We start from the raw sequence: 15,515 nt of genomic DNA on the forward strand, positions 1-15,515 counted from the left end.
CTTAAATAAGCGCTTTATTTTGTATTCATCAATGATGAGGGAACACGAGGTGGCGAATTAAAGCCTTTTTGATGACGTTGTCCTGAACTTCAAGTATTTCAAACTCATAATCACTGACTTTTATTTTATTGCCGACAACGGGTAAGTCGCCAAGCTCTTCAATAATGACGCCGTTAATGGTTCTGGCTTCATCTTCAGGTAAATGCCAACCAAATGCTTTATTGATATCTCGAATATTTGTTGTACCGTCAACGAGCAATGAACCATCTTTTTGAGGGATAACTTCTTCTGCTAATGAAGGTGACATTGAGGTGGTAAAATCGCCCACAATTTCTTCTAAAATATCTTCAACGGTGACTAAACCTTGAATTTCACCGTATTCATCAACCACAATACCTGCTTTTTCATTATTCCGCTGAAAATTAACAAGCTGTAAATTTAAAGGTGTGCTTTCAGGGATAAAATAGACTTTATCTGCTGCTTTCATCAAAATTTGTTTGGTGAATTCTTTTTTCTCAGTCATTAAGCGATAGGCTTCTCGTACTCGCAGCATACCAATGGCATCATCAAGAGTATCGCGATAAAGCACTATTCGACCATGAGGTGAATGAGTTAACTGTCTTACGATGGATTTCCATTCGTCATTGACATCGATACCAAAAATCTCATTTCTTGGCACCATAATATCGCCAATAGTCACTTTCTCTAAATCAAGAATAGAAATCAACATATTTTGATTTCTTTGGGAAAGCTTTGATTTTGACTCATTTACAATAGTTCGTAGCTCTTCTTTTGAAACTGCATTACCTTGTATTACTGGCGATTTGATCCCTAAAATTCGCATCAGTATTAATGTAATTTTATTAAAAAACCAAACAATAGGCAGCATTAGTGTTTGCAAAGGAGAGAGAATGACACTACTCGGATAAGCAACTCGTTCTGGATACAGTGCCGCTATTGATTTTGGAAGCACTTCAGCAAAAATGAGGATAATAAAGGTCAGGACACCTGTGGCTATAGCAACACCAGCATCACCATATAAACGCATACCCACAATAGTCGCTAATGCAGATGCGACGATATTAATCAGATTATTGCCAATTAATACCAAGCTAATCAATCTGTCGGGGCGTTGTAATAGTTTTTCAACACGTTTTGCAGAGCGATTTCCTTGTTTGGCTGCATGACGAAGACGATAACGATTAATCGTCATCATGCTGGTTTCTGTTCCAGAAAAATAAGCTGAGGCAATAATCATCGCTATTAGTATGATAATGAGCGTAGTTGTCGAGACATGCTCCAAAATTGAGATCCTTTTGCTACCCTAAAATAAAAATTAATTAAGCACTAACTCTTGTAATAAACGATTACCAAAAAAAGCTAATGTCAAAATAATGGCGCCAATCAAATTAAAAATAATGACTTTTTTTCCTCTCCATCCTTCGCGGAAATGCCCCCATAATAAAATGACGTAAACAAACCAAGCGATGATAGAAAAAATTGATTTATGGATATTTTCTTTACCAAAAATATTATCCATATACACCAAACCTGTACACAATGTTAGTGTTAGTAATACAACACCCACTTGTGTGATGTGAAACATTTTTCGCTCAATTGTCATTAATGGTGGCATTTGAGGTGAAAATTTTAGCTTCTTATTCTTTAGTTGATAGTCTAGCCAACTCAGTTGTAATGCATATAACGCCGCAATCAATAATGTGGCATAACTTAATAATGCAAGCCCAATGTGAATAAAGAGTGATGTGCTACTTTCAAGATGTGTGACAAACTCACCAGGCATGAGTGCCGCAATGATAAGATTGACTATTGCAAAACAATAAACAATAGGCAGTAAAAACCATGCTCGGCCACGAGAAGCCACAATCGTCATAATAACGCAGACCATCAGGCTTACAACGGCACCTAGATTGGTGAGTGAAAGATCCTGCCCACTGTGAGGGCGGAAAATTAAAAATTTTAATGAAATAGCATGCGCAACAAGCGCAATAACCGCGAAGAGGAGTGCTAATCCGCGGTATCCATTTTGCTCTTTTCGTAACAGACCCGGCAAAATGAGCACCAGACTGAGTAAATAAGCGCAGACAGCGACGATAGAGATTGATATAACGGGCATAGTTTCGCTTACATATATTGTTTGAATAACTTCCTAGTATAGCGCTAGGAGCATTCGGCTCCAACTATTGAAGTCATTAAGCTTAAATCTCTATGCAGAGATCCGCGAGTCATCGTGATATAATCGGTGGCATACATACTGATAAGCCCAACTTTAACACTGAGCTAAGATAATGTTTGAGAATTTAAGTGACAGATTATCGCGCACGCTGCGCAATATAAGCGGTCGAGGAAGACTGACCGAAGAAAACATTAAAGAGACACTGCGTGAAGTGCGTATGGCGTTATTAGAAGCCGACGTTGCCTTGCCAGTGGTTCGTGATTTTATTGCGCGAGTTAAAGAAAGCGCAGTAGGACATGAAGTTAACAAAAGCCTGACACCGGGTCAGGAGTTTGTGAAGATAGTTCAAAATGAACTCGTCAATGCGATGGGTGAAGTCAATACTGACCTTGATCTTTCTGCTCAGCCACCTGCTGTTGTTTTAATGGCAGGCTTGCAAGGTGCTGGTAAAACAACCAGTGTTGCAAAATTAGGTAAATTCTTAAAAGAGAAAAAGAAGAAAAAGGTTCTGGTTGTTTCTGCTGACGTTTATCGCCCAGCGGCAATTAAACAACTTGAAACATTGGCTGAAACAGTTGGCATTGATTTCTTCCCATCAACAGTGCAAGAAAACCCTGTAACGATTGCAAGCAATGCATTAAAACATGCACAGCTTCAATTTTATGATGTATTACTTGTGGATACCGCAGGACGCTTGCACGTAGATGAAGGCATGATGGAGGAGATCCAGCTTCTTCATAAAGCCATTAATCCAGTTGAAACTTTATTTGTTGTTGACGCTATGACGGGTCAAGATGCAGCAAATACAGCAAAAGCCTTTAACGAAGCGTTACCATTAACAGGGGTTGTCTTAACGAAAGTTGATGGTGATGCGCGTGGTGGTGCGGCGTTATCAATTCGTCATATCACTGGCAAGCCTATCAAATTCCTCGGTGTTGGGGAAAAAACAGAAGCTTTAGAACCTTTCCACCCAGATCGTATTGCCTCTCGTATTTTAGGCATGGGTGATGTTCTGTCTTTGATTGAAGATATTGAAAGCAAAGTTGATAGAGCTCAAGCTGAAAAGCTGGCGACGAAACTTAAAAAAGGTGATGGCTTTGATCTAAATGATTTCTTAGATCAATTAAAGCAAATGAAAAACATGGGCGGCATGGCGAGTATGTTAAGTAAAATGCCAGGTATGTCTCAGGTGCCAGATGCTGTAAAATCACAAATGGATGATTCAATTTTAGTGAAAATGGAAGCTATTATTAATTCCATGACTAAAAAAGAGCGCCAAAAACCCGAAATCATCAAAGGGTCTCGAAAACGCCGTATTGCGACGGGTTCAGGAACGCAAGTGCAAGACGTCAACCGTTTGTTAAAACAGTTTGATGATATGCAACGCATGATGAAAAAAATGAAAAAAGGTGGCATGGCTAAGATGATGCGTAGCATGAAAGGTATGATGCCACCGGGATTTCCAGGCCGTTAAAATCAAAAAGCCGGAAAAAAAACGTGCTTTGGATTGCTTTTTTCCCCAAAGTGAGTAAACTTTTCGGGCTTTTTATATGACAACCGGACTCCGTTCCTCGATGGCGTCTGGTTGTTTTATTAACTAATGAGGATGTTATGGTAACAATTCGTTTAGCTCGTGGCGGCGCAAAAAAGCGTCCGTTTTACCAAGTAGTAGTAACCGATAGCCGCAATGCGCGTGATGGTCGTTTCATTGAACGCGTAGGCTTTTATAACCCACTGGCAACCGGTAATGCAGAAGAATTACGTTTAGACGTAGACCGTGTTGAACACTGGGTTGCTCAAGGCGCAACTGTTTCAGAACGTGTTGCTGGCCTGATCAAATCAGCGAAGAAAAGCGCTTAATCTGTCGCGGTGGTAACAATGAGCGAACAAAAAACCTTAAAAGAGCCTGTAGAACCTATTGTTATGGGTAAGTTGGGCTCACCTTACGGGATCCGTGGTTGGCTCAGAGTTTTTTCCTCCACCGAACATGCCGAAAACATTTTTGAATATCAACCGTGGTTTATTCAACGACATGGACAATGGGAAACCATTGAAATTGAAAGTTGGAAACATCACAACCAAGATATTATCGTCAAGCTAAAAGGTATTGACGACAGAGATGCAGCTAATTTCCTGACTAATGTTGAAATTGTCGTGAATACATCGCAACTACCTGAACTTGACGGTGAGTATTACTGGAAAGATCTGATGGGTTGCCATGTTGAAACTGACAAAGGCTACGATTTAGGTGTCATTACTGACATGATGGAAACTGGTTCAAATGACGTAATGGTCATTAAAGCTAATCTGAAAGATGCATTCGGTGTTGGGGAACGGTTAGTTCCGTTTCTTGATGGGCAGGTTATCAAGAAAGTCGATCTCTCAGCGAAAAAAATTATCGTTGATTGGGATCCTGGTTTTTAGATTATCCGGTTAACGGTTCTCAATAGTGGGACACGAAAATGTGGATTGGGGTAATTAGCCTATTTCCAGAAATGTTCCGCTCTATAACCGAGTACGGGGTGACTGGTCGGGCAGTTAAGCATGGTTTGCTTAATGTAGAATGTTGGAATCCCCGAGATTTTACATACGACAGACACAATACCGTTGATGATCGTCCTTATGGCGGTGGTCCTGGTATGTTGATGATGGTACAGCCCTTAAGGGAAGCCATTCATCGAGCGAAAGCTGCGGCAGGTGATGGAGCAAAGGTGATTTATTTATCACCTCAGGGACGCAAACTCGATCAACAAGGAGTTTGTGAACTGGCAACAAATGAGAAGCTAATTCTAGTTTGTGGTCGGTATGAAGGTATAGATGAGCGTGTCATCCAAACAGAAATCGATGAAGAATGGTCTGTGGGTGATTACGTATTAAGTGGTGGGGAATTACCTGCCATGATAATGATAGATGCTGTAGCACGTTTTGTTCCGGGGGTTCTCGGGCATGCAGCTTCAGCAAAAGAAGATTCTTTTGCTGAAGGTTTATTGGATCATCCTCACTATACTCGCCCAGAGGTATTAGATGGTATGGAAGTTCCGGCAGTTCTACTGTCAGGTAACCATGCACATATTAATCGCTGGCGTATGAAACAATCACTGGGTCGAACCTGGCTAAGAAGACCTGAGCTTCTGGAAAGCCTAGCTCTGACTGACGAGCAAAGAGTGCTGTTAACAGAGTTCCAACGGGAATATCTGGAAAGTACAGCAGAGTAAGTCTGACACATGGTGTCATTAATATCAGTTTACCTAGGGTAAGAGAGTTATTATGAGCAATATTATTAAGCAAATCGAACAAGAACAAATGAAGCAAGATGTACCTTCATTTCGTCCAGGCGATAATGTAGAAGTTAAGGTATGGGTTGTTGAAGGTTCTAAAAAACGTCTGCAGGCATTCGAGGGCGTGGTTATCGCTATTCGTAACCGCGGTCTGCACTCTGCATTTACTGTTCGTAAAATTTCTAATGGCGAAGGTGTTGAGCGTGTATTCCAAACTCACTCTCCAGTCGTAGATAGCATCACTGTGAAACGTCGTGGTGCGGTTCGCCAAGCTAAACTGTACTACCTGCGTGAGCGTTCAGGTAAGGCTGCTCGTATCAAAGAGCGTCTTAACGCTAAATAATACGCTTTCGCACATCCGAAAGTTATTGTTAAAAGGTCAGCGTTTGCTGACCTTTTTTTATGGTGAATTTTTATTATATTTTTACTTGTTTTTATATCCCTCTCTTTTTGCTCTTCTTATTCCAAGATTCATTAAAAGATAATGTGTAAATATTTAATTACATATTTTTCTTTTAATTTAATCAAAGTCACATTTTTATTATTGTTTGAATAAACTTTAACTTATTGTAATTTAAGGATTATACTTTACTCACCTGTCTTTTGTAAACTTTTTATTACGATGGTGTCATTTTTATTAAAAATACGGATTGATTTCTTTACATTGCATGTTATCTTATCTTTCAGACAGACAACAAATCACAATGACAGATATAAAAAGGTAAAAATTATGATCATGCAAAAAGACGCACTCAATAATGTGAATATCAGCGAAGAGCTGGTTTTAATTACGCCTGAAGAGTTAAAACAAAAATACCCATTGAGTCGCAATGATCTGCATGCCATTGCTCAATCACGTCAAACAATCTCTGAAATTGTTCAACGTCGTGATCCTCGTTTGCTTGTGGTATGTGGGCCTTGTTCCATTCATGACGTTGATGTTGCTATCGATTACGCAAAACGTCTGAAGGTATTAGCGTCTGAATTAAGTGATAGTCTGTACATTGTGATGCGTGTCTACTTTGAAAAACCTCGTACAACAGTGGGTTGGAAAGGTTTAATTAGCGATCCATTTATGGATGGTAGCTTTGAAATGGAAAAAGGGTTACATATTGCCCGTAAATTATTAACTGAACTCGTACAATTAGGTTTGCCTTTGGCAACAGAAGCATTAGATCCTAATAATCCACAATACTTAGGGGATTTATTTAGTTGGTCTGCGATTGGTGCAAGAACAACAGAATCTCAGACTCACCGTGAAATGGCATCAGGGCTTTCAATGCCGGTGGGTTTTAAAAATGGAACCGATGGTAATTTAGATACGGCAATTAATGCGATGAAGGCTGCCTCTATGCCGCACCGTTTTATGGGAATTAATCAATCAGGGCAGGTGTGTTTACTACAAACGCAAGGTAATCCTGATGGACATGTTATTTTACGTGGTGGTAAAACGCCAAATTACCATGAAGAAGATGTGGCGCAATGTGAAGCCCATATGGTAAAAGCAGGATTAAAACCGTCATTAATGATCGATTGTAGTCACGGCAATTCAAATAAAGATTTCCGTCGTCAAACCGCCGTGGTGGATTCAGTGATTGAACAAATCACTAAAGGTAATGAATCTATCACAGGTATTATGTTAGAAAGTCATATTAATGAAGGCAATCAATCATCAGAACAGCCTCGTAGCGAAATGAAATATGGTGTTTCAGTCACCGATGCATGCATTAGTTGGGAAACAACAGAATCTGTATTAAGAAATTTACATGCACGAATTTCACCTATTTTAGCTCAGCGCGAAGAGCAATTTAAAAAAGTAAGTTAAGTTAGATAATCATAAAGAAAAAGAGGCAAGCATAGATGGCTGAAGAATTACAACATTTGCGTGAGCAAATCGATCAGGTCGATAAATCACTGCTTTCTTTACTTGCGAAAAGAATGCAATTGGTAGCTGAAGTTGGTGAAGTTAAGAATCGCCATGGGTTACCGATTTATGCTCCTGATAGAGAAGCCTCAATGCTTACTTCTCGACGTAATGATGCGCAGAAAATGGGAATATCCCCAGATTTGATTGAAGATGTGTTACGCCGAGTAATGCGTGAATCTTATACCAAAGAGAATGACAAAGGATTTAAAACGCTAAATCCTCAACTGGGTAAAATTGTAATTGTGGGGGGAAATGGCAAAATGGGAAAATTATTTTCCCGTTTATTTACCCTTTCTGGTTATCAAGTTGAAAGTTTAGAAGCAAATGAATGGAAAACGAAATCACCTGCTATTTTTGATAATGCAGGTATGGTTATTATTAGTGTACCTATCCATTTAACCGTTGAGGTTATTGAGAAGCTTCCTCTTTTACCTGAAAATTGTTTGTTAGTCGATCTCGCTTCTATTAAAAAAGCACCTTTAGAGGCGATGTTAAAAGCGCATAGGGGGCCTGTTCTTGGTCTTCACCCTATGTTTGGTCCTGATGTACCGAGTTTAGCAAAACAGGTTGTGGCTTATTGTGAAGGCAGAGATCGCCAAGCATTTGAGTGGTTACTTGAGCAACTATTAGTTTGGGGAGCTAAAATTGAGGCAATTACGCCAGAAGGGCACGATAAAAACATGAGTTTTATTCAAGCCCTTCGACATTTTACAACCTTTGCTTATGGTCAACATTTAGCTAAAGAAAACGTCGATTTAGCAAGCTTGTTGCGGCTTTCATCTCCAATATATCGTTTGGAGTTGGCAATGATAGGGCGGTTATTCGCTCAAGATCCGCAACTGTATGCAGATATTATTTTATCATCCAAAGAGAATATTGAATTAATTCGCAGGTATCATCATTCTTTAGGCCAAGCTATCGATTTATTGGATATTAATGCAAAGAATGAATTCATTCATTCATTTAATAACGTGAGTGATTGGTTTGGTGATTATGCTTCTCAATTTATGAAAGAGAGTGGTGTTCTATTACAGAAAGCTAATGATAGTCGTATTTAATTAAATGATAAAATCGAGACGAAAGCCGAATAACGTATTTTGTTATTCGGCTTTTTGTTGGCTCATTATTCAGTAAATATGTAATAATATATTACCAATCATCATCACAAGGTGGCCATACACAGCGAGTTGCGTCGAACGTACTAGGCGAGCTTTGAGCTAATTCATAGAATGATGTAGTATATTTTTCTGTTTTACTATGAAAACATGCTCCCGCATAACTTGCGAATAGTAATGTGATTATTAAAATATATAATTTGTTCATAAAATTTCCTTTAAATTAATATAATTATAAATTAGTAATCTTTAGGATCAGGTCATGGACTGACCGTACAAGAATATGAGTTAGAATCATTGATTAATGAATAAGATTGATAGTGACTGTGTGTATCAATGTTATCATAGAATGAAGTGATAAATAGGTTTAAAATCAATGCGATAATTGTATTCATATTTTCTCCTTCTATATATTCAAGATTCAAAATAGATCAATAAGGTCCAAATCTCTTTGGTTGATAATAGGCTTCTTAACCAAGTTAAATATATATTGAAAAACAATGAGTTAAATATCATTTTTTAATAGAGGGAGATAATTTTATTTTTATAATGAAGTGATTTCTATTTTTGCGCTATCTTGTTATTGAGTTGTTATTATCTGGTTTAATTAACTAATAATTAATGTTCAATGTTTTATTTTTATTAAAAATTATTTGTTGATGAGATCTTAAAATAAAATAAAAAAAATAAGCGATATTAAAAATATCGCCTTGATCAAATAATGAAAAATAAGATATAGATAAATTACCCTTATATGGATGAGTTTTGCAAAAGATGCTTAATTATTAATTGTATTATTTTTAATTGTATTCGGATGTTTTTTTTAAGGGGTAAACTATGGATTTCATAATACAACTTGCCATTATATTAGTGTGTCTATTTTATGGAGCAAGGAAAGGGGGAATAGCATTAGGCCTGCTCGGTGGTGTTGGTCTGGTTATTTTAGTTTTCATTTTTAACTTACCACCAGGAAAGCCACCAGTTGATGTAATGTTAGTTATTATTGCTGTTGTTTCAGCATCTGCAACATTGCAAGCGTCGGGTGGGTTAGACGTTATGTTGCAAATAGCAGAAAAATTATTACGTAAAAACCCAAAATATATTTCTATTGTTGCACCGCTTGTAACTTGTACTCTAACAATTCTATGTGGTACGGGACACGTTGTTTATACCATTTTGCCAATTATCTATGATGTGTCGATTAAAAATAATATCCGACCAGAAAGACCAATGGCAGCAAGTACTATTGGTTCGCAAATGGGGATTATTGCAAGTCCTGTTTCTGTTGCAGTTGTAACCTTAGTGGCAATGTTAGGTGATGTCACTTTTAATGGTAAGCATCTTGAGTTTTTAGATTTATTAGCTATTACCATTCCTTCTACTTTTATTGGTATTTTAGCGATTGGTATTTTTAGTTGGTTTAGAGGTAAGGATTTAGATAAAGATCAACGCTTCCAGGAGTTTATTTCAGTTCCTGAAAACCATGATTATGTTTACGGTGATACAGCAACACTTTTAGATAAAAAGTTGCCAATAAAAAACTGGGTGGCAATGTGGATATTTTTAGGTGCTATTGCCGTTGTTGCGATATTAGGTGCTTTTTCTGAAATACGTCCTGTATTTAATGGCAAACCGTTATCTATGGTGCTTGTTATTCAGATGTTTATGTTATTAGCAGGTGCATCAATTATTATTATTTGTAAAACCAATCCGTCTCTTATATCTAAAAATGAAGTATTCCGTTCAGGGATGATAGCAATTGTTGCTGTATATGGTATTGCTTGGATGGCAGAAACCATGTTCTCTGCGCATATGAAAGAAATAGAAGCAGCATTAGGGCAATTAGTAAGAGAATATCCTTGGGCTTATGCTGTAGTTTTATTACTGGTATCGAAATTTGTTAACTCTCAAGCGGCTGCTTTAGCTGCAATTGTTCCTTTAGCATTGGGTATTGGTGTTGATCCTGCTTATATTATTGCATCTGCACCAGCTTGTTATGGTTATTATATTTTGCCAACTTATCCTAGTGACTTAGCGGCTATTCAATTTGACCGTTCAGGTACAACTCGAATAGGACGTTTTGTTATTAACCATAGCTTTATCCTTCCGGGATTAATTGGTGTAACAGTTTCCTGTGTCTTTGGTTGGGTGTTTGCAGCGATGTATGGTTTCTTATAATTAGTGATAATGTAAAAATATGAGATAAAAAGAAAAGCCAGATAGTAATGCACTATCTGGCTTATTTATTAAGTAGTGGTTTTTTTATTATTTTACTTCAACAGGTACTACGTTCTCTGAAGGATAACACCCTAATATTTTTAATGACCGCGTTGTTTGTGATAAATCATGTAAAGCCTTTTGCATATTTATATCACGCAAATTAGCTTGAACATCAATATAAAACATTTCTTCCCAAGGCGTACCATTAATAGGACGAGATTCTAATTTCGTCATAATAATGTCGTATTTTTTTAAAATCATTAAAGCATCGACTAAAGCACCTGCTTGTTGTCCTGTAGCCATTAAGAACGTTGTTTTTGCAGGGACTTGCTCTGACACATCAATCGCTTTACGTGCAATAACAATAAAGCGTGTTACGTTTATTTGCTGGTTTGCTAAATTATTTGCTAAGGGCTTTAAACCATAAAGAGAGCCACCTGCTTCACTACCAATAGCTGCAACATGTGGTGATTGTGCAAGAGCTACTTTTTCCATTGCCGCAGCCGTACTTTCGCAATATTCAATTTTCCAGTTTGGATACTGATTTAAATAATGGCTGCATTGTTGGAAAGGTTGAGGGTGGCTATAAATAATTTGTAATTCTTCTGTCGAACTATCAACACTTGTTAAAAGCGCATGATTAATCGGAATACGAATTTCACCCACAATAGACAGTGAAGTTGTTTGCAGTAAATCGTAAACATCATTAATTGCGCCAGAGCTGGTATTTTCAATAGGCAATAAACCGTAATCAGCTTGTCCTGTATCAACCAGTGTGAAAATATCGTCAAATTTGTGACAAGTACAATCGATGATTGTATCAAAATGACGGGCTGCATATTGGCGAGCAGCAATATGTGAATAAGAGCCTTTCGGGCCTAAATAAGCAATCCTTGCAGATTCATTTGGTGTCGCATTTAGGTGTTGCTGTAAAATCGCTTGTTGGGTTAATACGGAATCTTCAATAATCATTTGGAAAATACGGCTGATATAAAAACCATCTAGACCAACTTTTTTTCCTTTTTCAATTAATAAATCAAGTAATTCACGCTCACGATTTTTATCTCTAATAGGACGATGTGTATTCAATTTAAATTGAGCGACATCAGCAGATAATTGGCGTCTATTTGCTAACAACGTGAGTAATTCTGAATCTAACGTTGTGATTTTATCTCTGATTGCTAATAAATCGAGTTTTTCCATGTTTTAGCCCTATATCTTTGCGTCATACCATTATAAATAAAAAAAGCCTCCATTTTTGGAGGCTATTGTCGTTCTTACTTTTCTTTCTGAAATGACAAAGCCTCTTAATTAAAGAGTAAAAAGAAAAAGAAGAAAGACAAAAACGAATACATCGTCATTATATTGTTTGGTAAATTATTTAGCATATAGCTATCAAACATGATGATGTGAAAGGAGTCAAGAAAAATACAATAAAAAGCGCATCACTAGGATGCGCAGAGGCGTTTTGAGTCAGTGATTTATTCTAATTTTTAATCTAGCTTTACTATTTATATTTCATCGACAAGTAAATTTTCTTCTTTCAAACTGTTATCAGCCCGACGAGATTCATTTTTATGCTGAACCTTGTTTAATTGACGCTCAAGTTTCGCTAACAAATCATTAATAGCGACATACATATCTGCGTGTTGTGCATTAGCGACCAATTGCCCATTTGGTATGTGAATGCTGGCATCAACACTAAAACCTTTAGGGTCTTTTGTCAGAATAATACGAGGATTGATTAAATTCACCTGCCATTTATTAAGTTTAGTTAGACGGCTTTCAATGTGTTCACGTAGTGCTGGGGTAATTTCCATTTGCTTGCTAGTAATATTTATAATCATATAGTTACCTCTTAATTACTCCGTCTTCGATAACTTCAGAATATCGTGATACACAATTTAAAACATGATCAAAATCACTTTTTGTTAGTAGTATGTGTAACTAGTAATAGAAACGTGACAAATGATAAATAGCTGAAAAAGAACGCTTGTTAAGTTGTATTTATTCAGTCATATTAGGAAGGTTGGGCTGATGAAAAGTAAAGACAATTTAGCTAAAAAAGAATAAAAAAACAGCAGCGATAAGCTGCTGTTTTTGATGGTGATGTTTGGGTTAAGCTGGATTTGCAGCAATCAATGAAGCCACTTTATTTGCTTCTTGTGTCAGACCTAACTCTTTATAGGCGTTTTCCATGTATTCAAGTGCATCACGAGTAGCTTGTGTATCAGGATAATCACGCATCATTTGCTCTACTCTATTAATAACCGCGACATAAGCCCCTCGTTTAGTATAGAATTTCGCAACTGAAAGTTCATACTTCGCTAAACGGTTTTTAAGAAAGACAAGGCGCTTGGTTGCATCAGCGACGTAAAGGCTATCAGGGTAATAACGTACTAATTGACTAAAGTCTTTAAATGCCACAATTGCATGCTGAGGATCACGGTCTGAACGATCAATACCAAAGAATCCTTGTAATGCACTATCATCTAATGCTTGAGCTGTTAAGCCTCGCATATAAAGAACATAGTCAATATTAGGATGGGTTGGGTTTAATCGCATAAAACGGTCAATTGCAGTAATCGCCATTGGTAGTTCTGCTGATTTATAATAAGCATAAATCAAGTCGAGCTGAACTTGTTGCGAGTAAGGGCCAAAAGGATAGCGATTATCGAGAGACTCTAATTGTTTGATAGCCGCTCCATAATTGCCATCTAGCAATTTTTCCTGACTGGTTGTGTAAAGCTCAGAAGGAGACATATCGGCAGTAGCGTCTTTGTCTGAACTCGAACAGCCAGAAAGTAACAGGCTTATAGTGGCCGCTGCCACCAGGTATTTAATGCGTCTCATCACGTATTGATTATCCTCTGAATAGGTTTGGGGAGTCTCTCCGTGAAGCTCCCCTAAAATCGGTTACACTATAACTCATTTTAAATGAAACGGCTGTGCCGTCAAAACACTAACTTAATTAATAGAAAACTATTTATGTCTCAACAAATACGACTTAATGCTACAGTCGCAGATTCACAGCTGGGTCAACGCTTAGATCAGGCTTTGGCCGAAATGTTCCCTGATTATTCAAGATCTCGTATAAAAGAGTGGATCTTAGACAATAGAGTGCAGGTTAACGATAAAATCATCAATAAGCCAAAAGAAAAAATGCTTGGCGGTGAAAAAATTGAAGTCGATGCCTTAATTGAAGAGGAAGTACGCTGGGAGCCTCAGAATATTCCGTTAAATATCGTTTATGAAGATGACGATATTTTAGTTATCAATAAACCAAGGGATCTCGTTGTTCATCCTGGTGCTGGTAACCCTGATGGTACCGTATTAAATGCATTACTTTATCGTTATCCTGAAATTGCTAATGTACCTCGCGCAGGTATTGTCCATCGTTTGGATAAAGATACAACAGGTTTAATGGTTGTTGCAAAAACAGTTCCAGCTCAAACTCATTTAGTTGAAGCTTTACAACGTCGTGAAATCACGCGTGAGTATGAAGCAGTTGCTACAGGAAGGATGACTGCGGGTGGTTTAGTTAATGAACCAATTTCTCGACATCCAACTAAGCGTACGCATATGGCTGTACACCCAATGGGTAAACCAGCAGTAACTCATTATCGTGTTATGGAGCATTTCCGTGCTCATACTCGTTTACGTTTACGCTTAGAAACGGGGCGTACCCATCAAATTCGTGTTCATATGGCGCATATTCATCATGCTTTAATTGGTGATCAACTTTATGCAGGAAGACCACGTCCTTTAAAAGGTGCATCAGAAGAGTTGCGTGAAACGCTACGTTTATTTGATAGACAAGCATTACATGCAACGATGTTACGCCTTTATCATCCGATCACAGGTATTGAAATGGAATGGCATGCGCCGTTACCTGATGATATGGTTAAGCTTATCGATGTATTAAAAGATGATGCTGAACAATTTAAAGATGAAATGGATTGGTAAATGACTTCATTGATTTTTCCAGATTGGCCACAACCTGAGAATATTGGGGCTTGCAGTACGCTTAGAGAGGGGGGGATCAGTTTACCGCCTTATCATAGCCTTAATTTAGGTACACATGTTGGTGATGAATTATCTCGCGTTAAAGAAAATAGGCGCAGACTTTGCCAAGAAGCCCAGTTACCTGAAATGCCATTATGGCTTGAACAAGTTCATGGCACTCACGTTGTTACGTTAAATACTGAGAAAAATAATGAAGTAGAAGGTGATGCCCTTTATACCGCTACCGAGAAAAAAGTTTGTGCAATTATGACGGCCGATTGCCTACCTGTTCTTTTTACAACGCTTGATGGAACAGAAATTGGCGCAGCACATGGTGGGTGGAGAGGGCTTTGCCATGGTGTATTACAAAATACACTTTCACAGTTTAAAGCACCAAAAAATCAAATAATGGCATGGCTGGGACCTGCAATTGGCCCCAATGCTTTTGAGGTTGGGGCTGAAGTACGTTTGGCCTTTATTGAAAAAAATAAGGCCTTTGATCCTGCATTTATTCCTCATAATGGTAAATATTTAGCTAATATCTATATGTTAGCGAGAATAATTTTACAGGAAAATGAGGTGACTCAGATTTACGGTGGTGATTTCTGTACTGTGACAGAGAAATCGCGTTTCTTCTCATATAGACGTGAACAGATAACTGGTCGAATGGCGTCATTAATCTGGATTAAATAAACTTCTCCCAACCGTTTTTCTCACTTGCCTCAAATATTGATAAATATTTTTGCTCAAAATTTTTATTTTGAGCTTGAATA

The 15,515-nt window shown here is 37.7% G+C and carries 16 protein-coding genes and 1 other annotated feature; of the genes, 10 read left to right on the forward strand and 6 right to left on the reverse strand.

Going from position 1 to position 15,515, the window contains the following annotated elements; all coding sequences use genetic code 11:
• Positions 1-28: 28 nt before the first annotated feature.
• Both GTH24_RS04705 and GTH24_RS04710 read right to left on the reverse strand, forming a co-directional pair.
• Positions 29-1,303 (reverse strand): CNNM domain-containing protein, encoded by a 1,275-nt coding sequence (locus tag GTH24_RS04705; RefSeq protein WP_072070880.1) that lies wholly within the window; start codon positions 1,301-1,303, stop codon positions 29-31.
• Between the two features lie 33 nt (positions 1,304-1,336).
• A complete protein-coding gene (locus GTH24_RS04710; RefSeq protein ID WP_072070879.1) occupies positions 1,337-2,137 on the reverse strand; it encodes a cytochrome C assembly family protein in 801 nt (266 codons plus the stop codon).
• A gap of 172 nt (positions 2,138-2,309) precedes the next feature.
• On the opposite strand from GTH24_RS04710, the gene ffh reads away from it, so the two are divergent.
• The 7 genes from ffh to tyrA all read left to right on the forward strand — a co-directional run bounded on the left by ffh (position 2,310) and on the right by tyrA (position 8,460).
• On the forward strand, positions 2,310-3,671 hold the full coding sequence (gene ffh / locus GTH24_RS04715) for a signal recognition particle protein (RefSeq protein ID WP_109396311.1): 1,362 nt from the start codon (positions 2,310-2,312) through the stop codon (positions 3,669-3,671).
• 137 nt (positions 3,672-3,808) lie between these two features.
• The gene (rpsP, locus tag GTH24_RS04720; RefSeq protein ID WP_004244772.1) at positions 3,809-4,057 is read left to right on the forward strand and encodes a 30S ribosomal protein S16; all 249 of its coding nucleotides are present in this window, start codon (positions 3,809-3,811) and stop codon (positions 4,055-4,057) included.
• 18 nt (positions 4,058-4,075) lie between these two features.
• Complete coding sequence (gene rimM, locus GTH24_RS04725) at positions 4,076-4,621, forward strand: ribosome maturation factor RimM (protein WP_072070878.1); 546 nt, start codon at positions 4,076-4,078, stop codon at positions 4,619-4,621.
• 38 nt (positions 4,622-4,659) lie between these two features.
• On the forward strand, positions 4,660-5,412 hold the full coding sequence (trmD, locus tag GTH24_RS04730) for a tRNA (guanosine(37)-N1)-methyltransferase TrmD (RefSeq protein WP_164526013.1): 753 nt from the start codon (positions 4,660-4,662) through the stop codon (positions 5,410-5,412).
• Positions 5,413-5,464: 52 nt separating this feature from the next.
• A complete protein-coding gene (gene rplS, locus GTH24_RS04735) occupies positions 5,465-5,818 on the forward strand; it encodes a 50S ribosomal protein L19 (protein ID WP_036932575.1) in 354 nt (117 codons plus the stop codon).
• A 387-nt stretch (positions 5,819-6,205) separates the two neighbouring features.
• Complete coding sequence (locus tag GTH24_RS04740; RefSeq protein WP_115350333.1) at positions 6,206-7,300, forward strand: 3-deoxy-7-phosphoheptulonate synthase; 1,095 nt, start codon at positions 6,206-6,208, stop codon at positions 7,298-7,300.
• A 35-nt stretch (positions 7,301-7,335) separates the two neighbouring features.
• Entirely contained in the window at positions 7,336-8,460 is a 1,125-nt protein-coding gene (tyrA, locus tag GTH24_RS04745) for a bifunctional chorismate mutase/prephenate dehydrogenase (RefSeq protein WP_164526014.1), read from the forward strand.
• A gap of 91 nt (positions 8,461-8,551) precedes the next feature.
• On the opposite strand, the gene GTH24_RS04750 is transcribed toward tyrA, so the two are convergent.
• Positions 8,552-8,725, reverse strand: a complete 174-nt coding sequence (locus tag GTH24_RS04750) for a hypothetical protein (protein ID WP_164526015.1) — start codon at positions 8,723-8,725, stop codon at positions 8,552-8,554.
• 629 nt (positions 8,726-9,354) lie between these two features.
• Between GTH24_RS04750 and GTH24_RS04755 the strand changes: the two genes are divergently transcribed.
• Positions 9,355-10,695, forward strand: coding sequence for an anaerobic C4-dicarboxylate transporter (locus GTH24_RS04755; protein WP_072070875.1), 1,341 nt, complete (start codon positions 9,355-9,357; stop codon positions 10,693-10,695).
• An 87-nt stretch (positions 10,696-10,782) separates the two neighbouring features.
• Here the strand turns inward: GTH24_RS04755 and pheA are convergent, their stop codons facing one another.
• The 3 genes from pheA to bamD all read right to left on the reverse strand — a co-directional run bounded on the left by pheA (position 10,783) and on the right by bamD (position 13,590).
• Entirely contained in the window at positions 10,783-11,940 is a 1,158-nt protein-coding gene (gene pheA, locus GTH24_RS04760; protein WP_072070874.1) for a bifunctional chorismate mutase/prephenate dehydratase, read from the reverse strand.
• Positions 11,941-11,976: 36 nt separating this feature from the next.
• Positions 11,977-12,093, reverse strand: a sequence feature (Phe leader region).
• Positions 12,094-12,248: 155 nt separating this feature from the next.
• The gene (gene raiA, locus GTH24_RS04765) at positions 12,249-12,584 is read right to left on the reverse strand and encodes a ribosome-associated translation inhibitor RaiA (protein ID WP_072070873.1); all 336 of its coding nucleotides are present in this window, start codon (positions 12,582-12,584) and stop codon (positions 12,249-12,251) included.
• Positions 12,585-12,855: 271 nt separating this feature from the next.
• The gene (bamD, locus tag GTH24_RS04770) at positions 12,856-13,590 is read right to left on the reverse strand and encodes an outer membrane protein assembly factor BamD (RefSeq protein WP_164526905.1); all 735 of its coding nucleotides are present in this window, start codon (positions 13,588-13,590) and stop codon (positions 12,856-12,858) included.
• 135 nt (positions 13,591-13,725) lie between these two features.
• On the opposite strand from bamD, the gene rluD reads away from it, so the two are divergent.
• Positions 13,726-14,703, forward strand: coding sequence for a 23S rRNA pseudouridine(1911/1915/1917) synthase RluD (rluD, locus tag GTH24_RS04775; protein WP_072070871.1), 978 nt, complete (start codon positions 13,726-13,728; stop codon positions 14,701-14,703).
• The gene (gene yfiH, locus GTH24_RS04780; RefSeq protein ID WP_072070870.1) at positions 14,704-15,435 is read left to right on the forward strand and encodes a purine nucleoside phosphorylase YfiH; all 732 of its coding nucleotides are present in this window, start codon (positions 14,704-14,706) and stop codon (positions 15,433-15,435) included.
• Positions 15,436-15,515 lie beyond the last annotated feature (80 nt).

The organism is Proteus vulgaris, assembly GCF_011045815.1.
Taxonomy (GTDB): Bacteria; Pseudomonadota; Gammaproteobacteria; order Enterobacterales; family Enterobacteriaceae; genus Proteus; species Proteus vulgaris_B.

Excerpts from the sequence above, each read along its gene's own strand:
- GTH24_RS04710 (WP_072070879.1), bottom strand. The coding sequence starts at position 2,137 with ATGCCCGTTATATCAATCTCTATCGTCGCTGTCTGCGCTTATTTACTC.
- ffh (WP_109396311.1), top strand. The coding sequence starts at position 2,310 with ATGTTTGAGAATTTAAGTGACAGATTATCGCGCACGCTGCGCAATATA.
- rpsP (WP_004244772.1), top strand. The coding sequence starts at position 3,809 with ATGGTAACAATTCGTTTAGCTCGTGGCGGCGCAAAAAAGCGTCCGTTT.
- rimM (WP_072070878.1), top strand. The coding sequence starts at position 4,076 with ATGAGCGAACAAAAAACCTTAAAAGAGCCTGTAGAACCTATTGTTATG.
- trmD (WP_164526013.1), top strand. The coding sequence starts at position 4,660 with ATGTGGATTGGGGTAATTAGCCTATTTCCAGAAATGTTCCGCTCTATA.
- rplS (WP_036932575.1), top strand. The coding sequence starts at position 5,465 with ATGAGCAATATTATTAAGCAAATCGAACAAGAACAAATGAAGCAAGAT.
- GTH24_RS04740 (WP_115350333.1), top strand. The coding sequence starts at position 6,206 with ATGATCATGCAAAAAGACGCACTCAATAATGTGAATATCAGCGAAGAG.
- tyrA (WP_164526014.1), top strand. The coding sequence starts at position 7,336 with ATGGCTGAAGAATTACAACATTTGCGTGAGCAAATCGATCAGGTCGAT.
- GTH24_RS04750 (WP_164526015.1), bottom strand. The coding sequence starts at position 8,725 with ATGAACAAATTATATATTTTAATAATCACATTACTATTCGCAAGTTAT.
- GTH24_RS04755 (WP_072070875.1), top strand. The coding sequence starts at position 9,355 with ATGGATTTCATAATACAACTTGCCATTATATTAGTGTGTCTATTTTAT.
- pheA (WP_072070874.1), bottom strand. The coding sequence starts at position 11,940 with ATGGAAAAACTCGATTTATTAGCAATCAGAGATAAAATCACAACGTTA.
- raiA (WP_072070873.1), bottom strand. The coding sequence starts at position 12,584 with ATGATTATAAATATTACTAGCAAGCAAATGGAAATTACCCCAGCACTA.
- bamD (WP_164526905.1), bottom strand. The coding sequence starts at position 13,590 with ATGAGACGCATTAAATACCTGGTGGCAGCGGCCACTATAAGCCTGTTA.
- rluD (WP_072070871.1), top strand. The coding sequence starts at position 13,726 with ATGTCTCAACAAATACGACTTAATGCTACAGTCGCAGATTCACAGCTG.
- yfiH (WP_072070870.1), top strand. The coding sequence starts at position 14,704 with ATGACTTCATTGATTTTTCCAGATTGGCCACAACCTGAGAATATTGGG.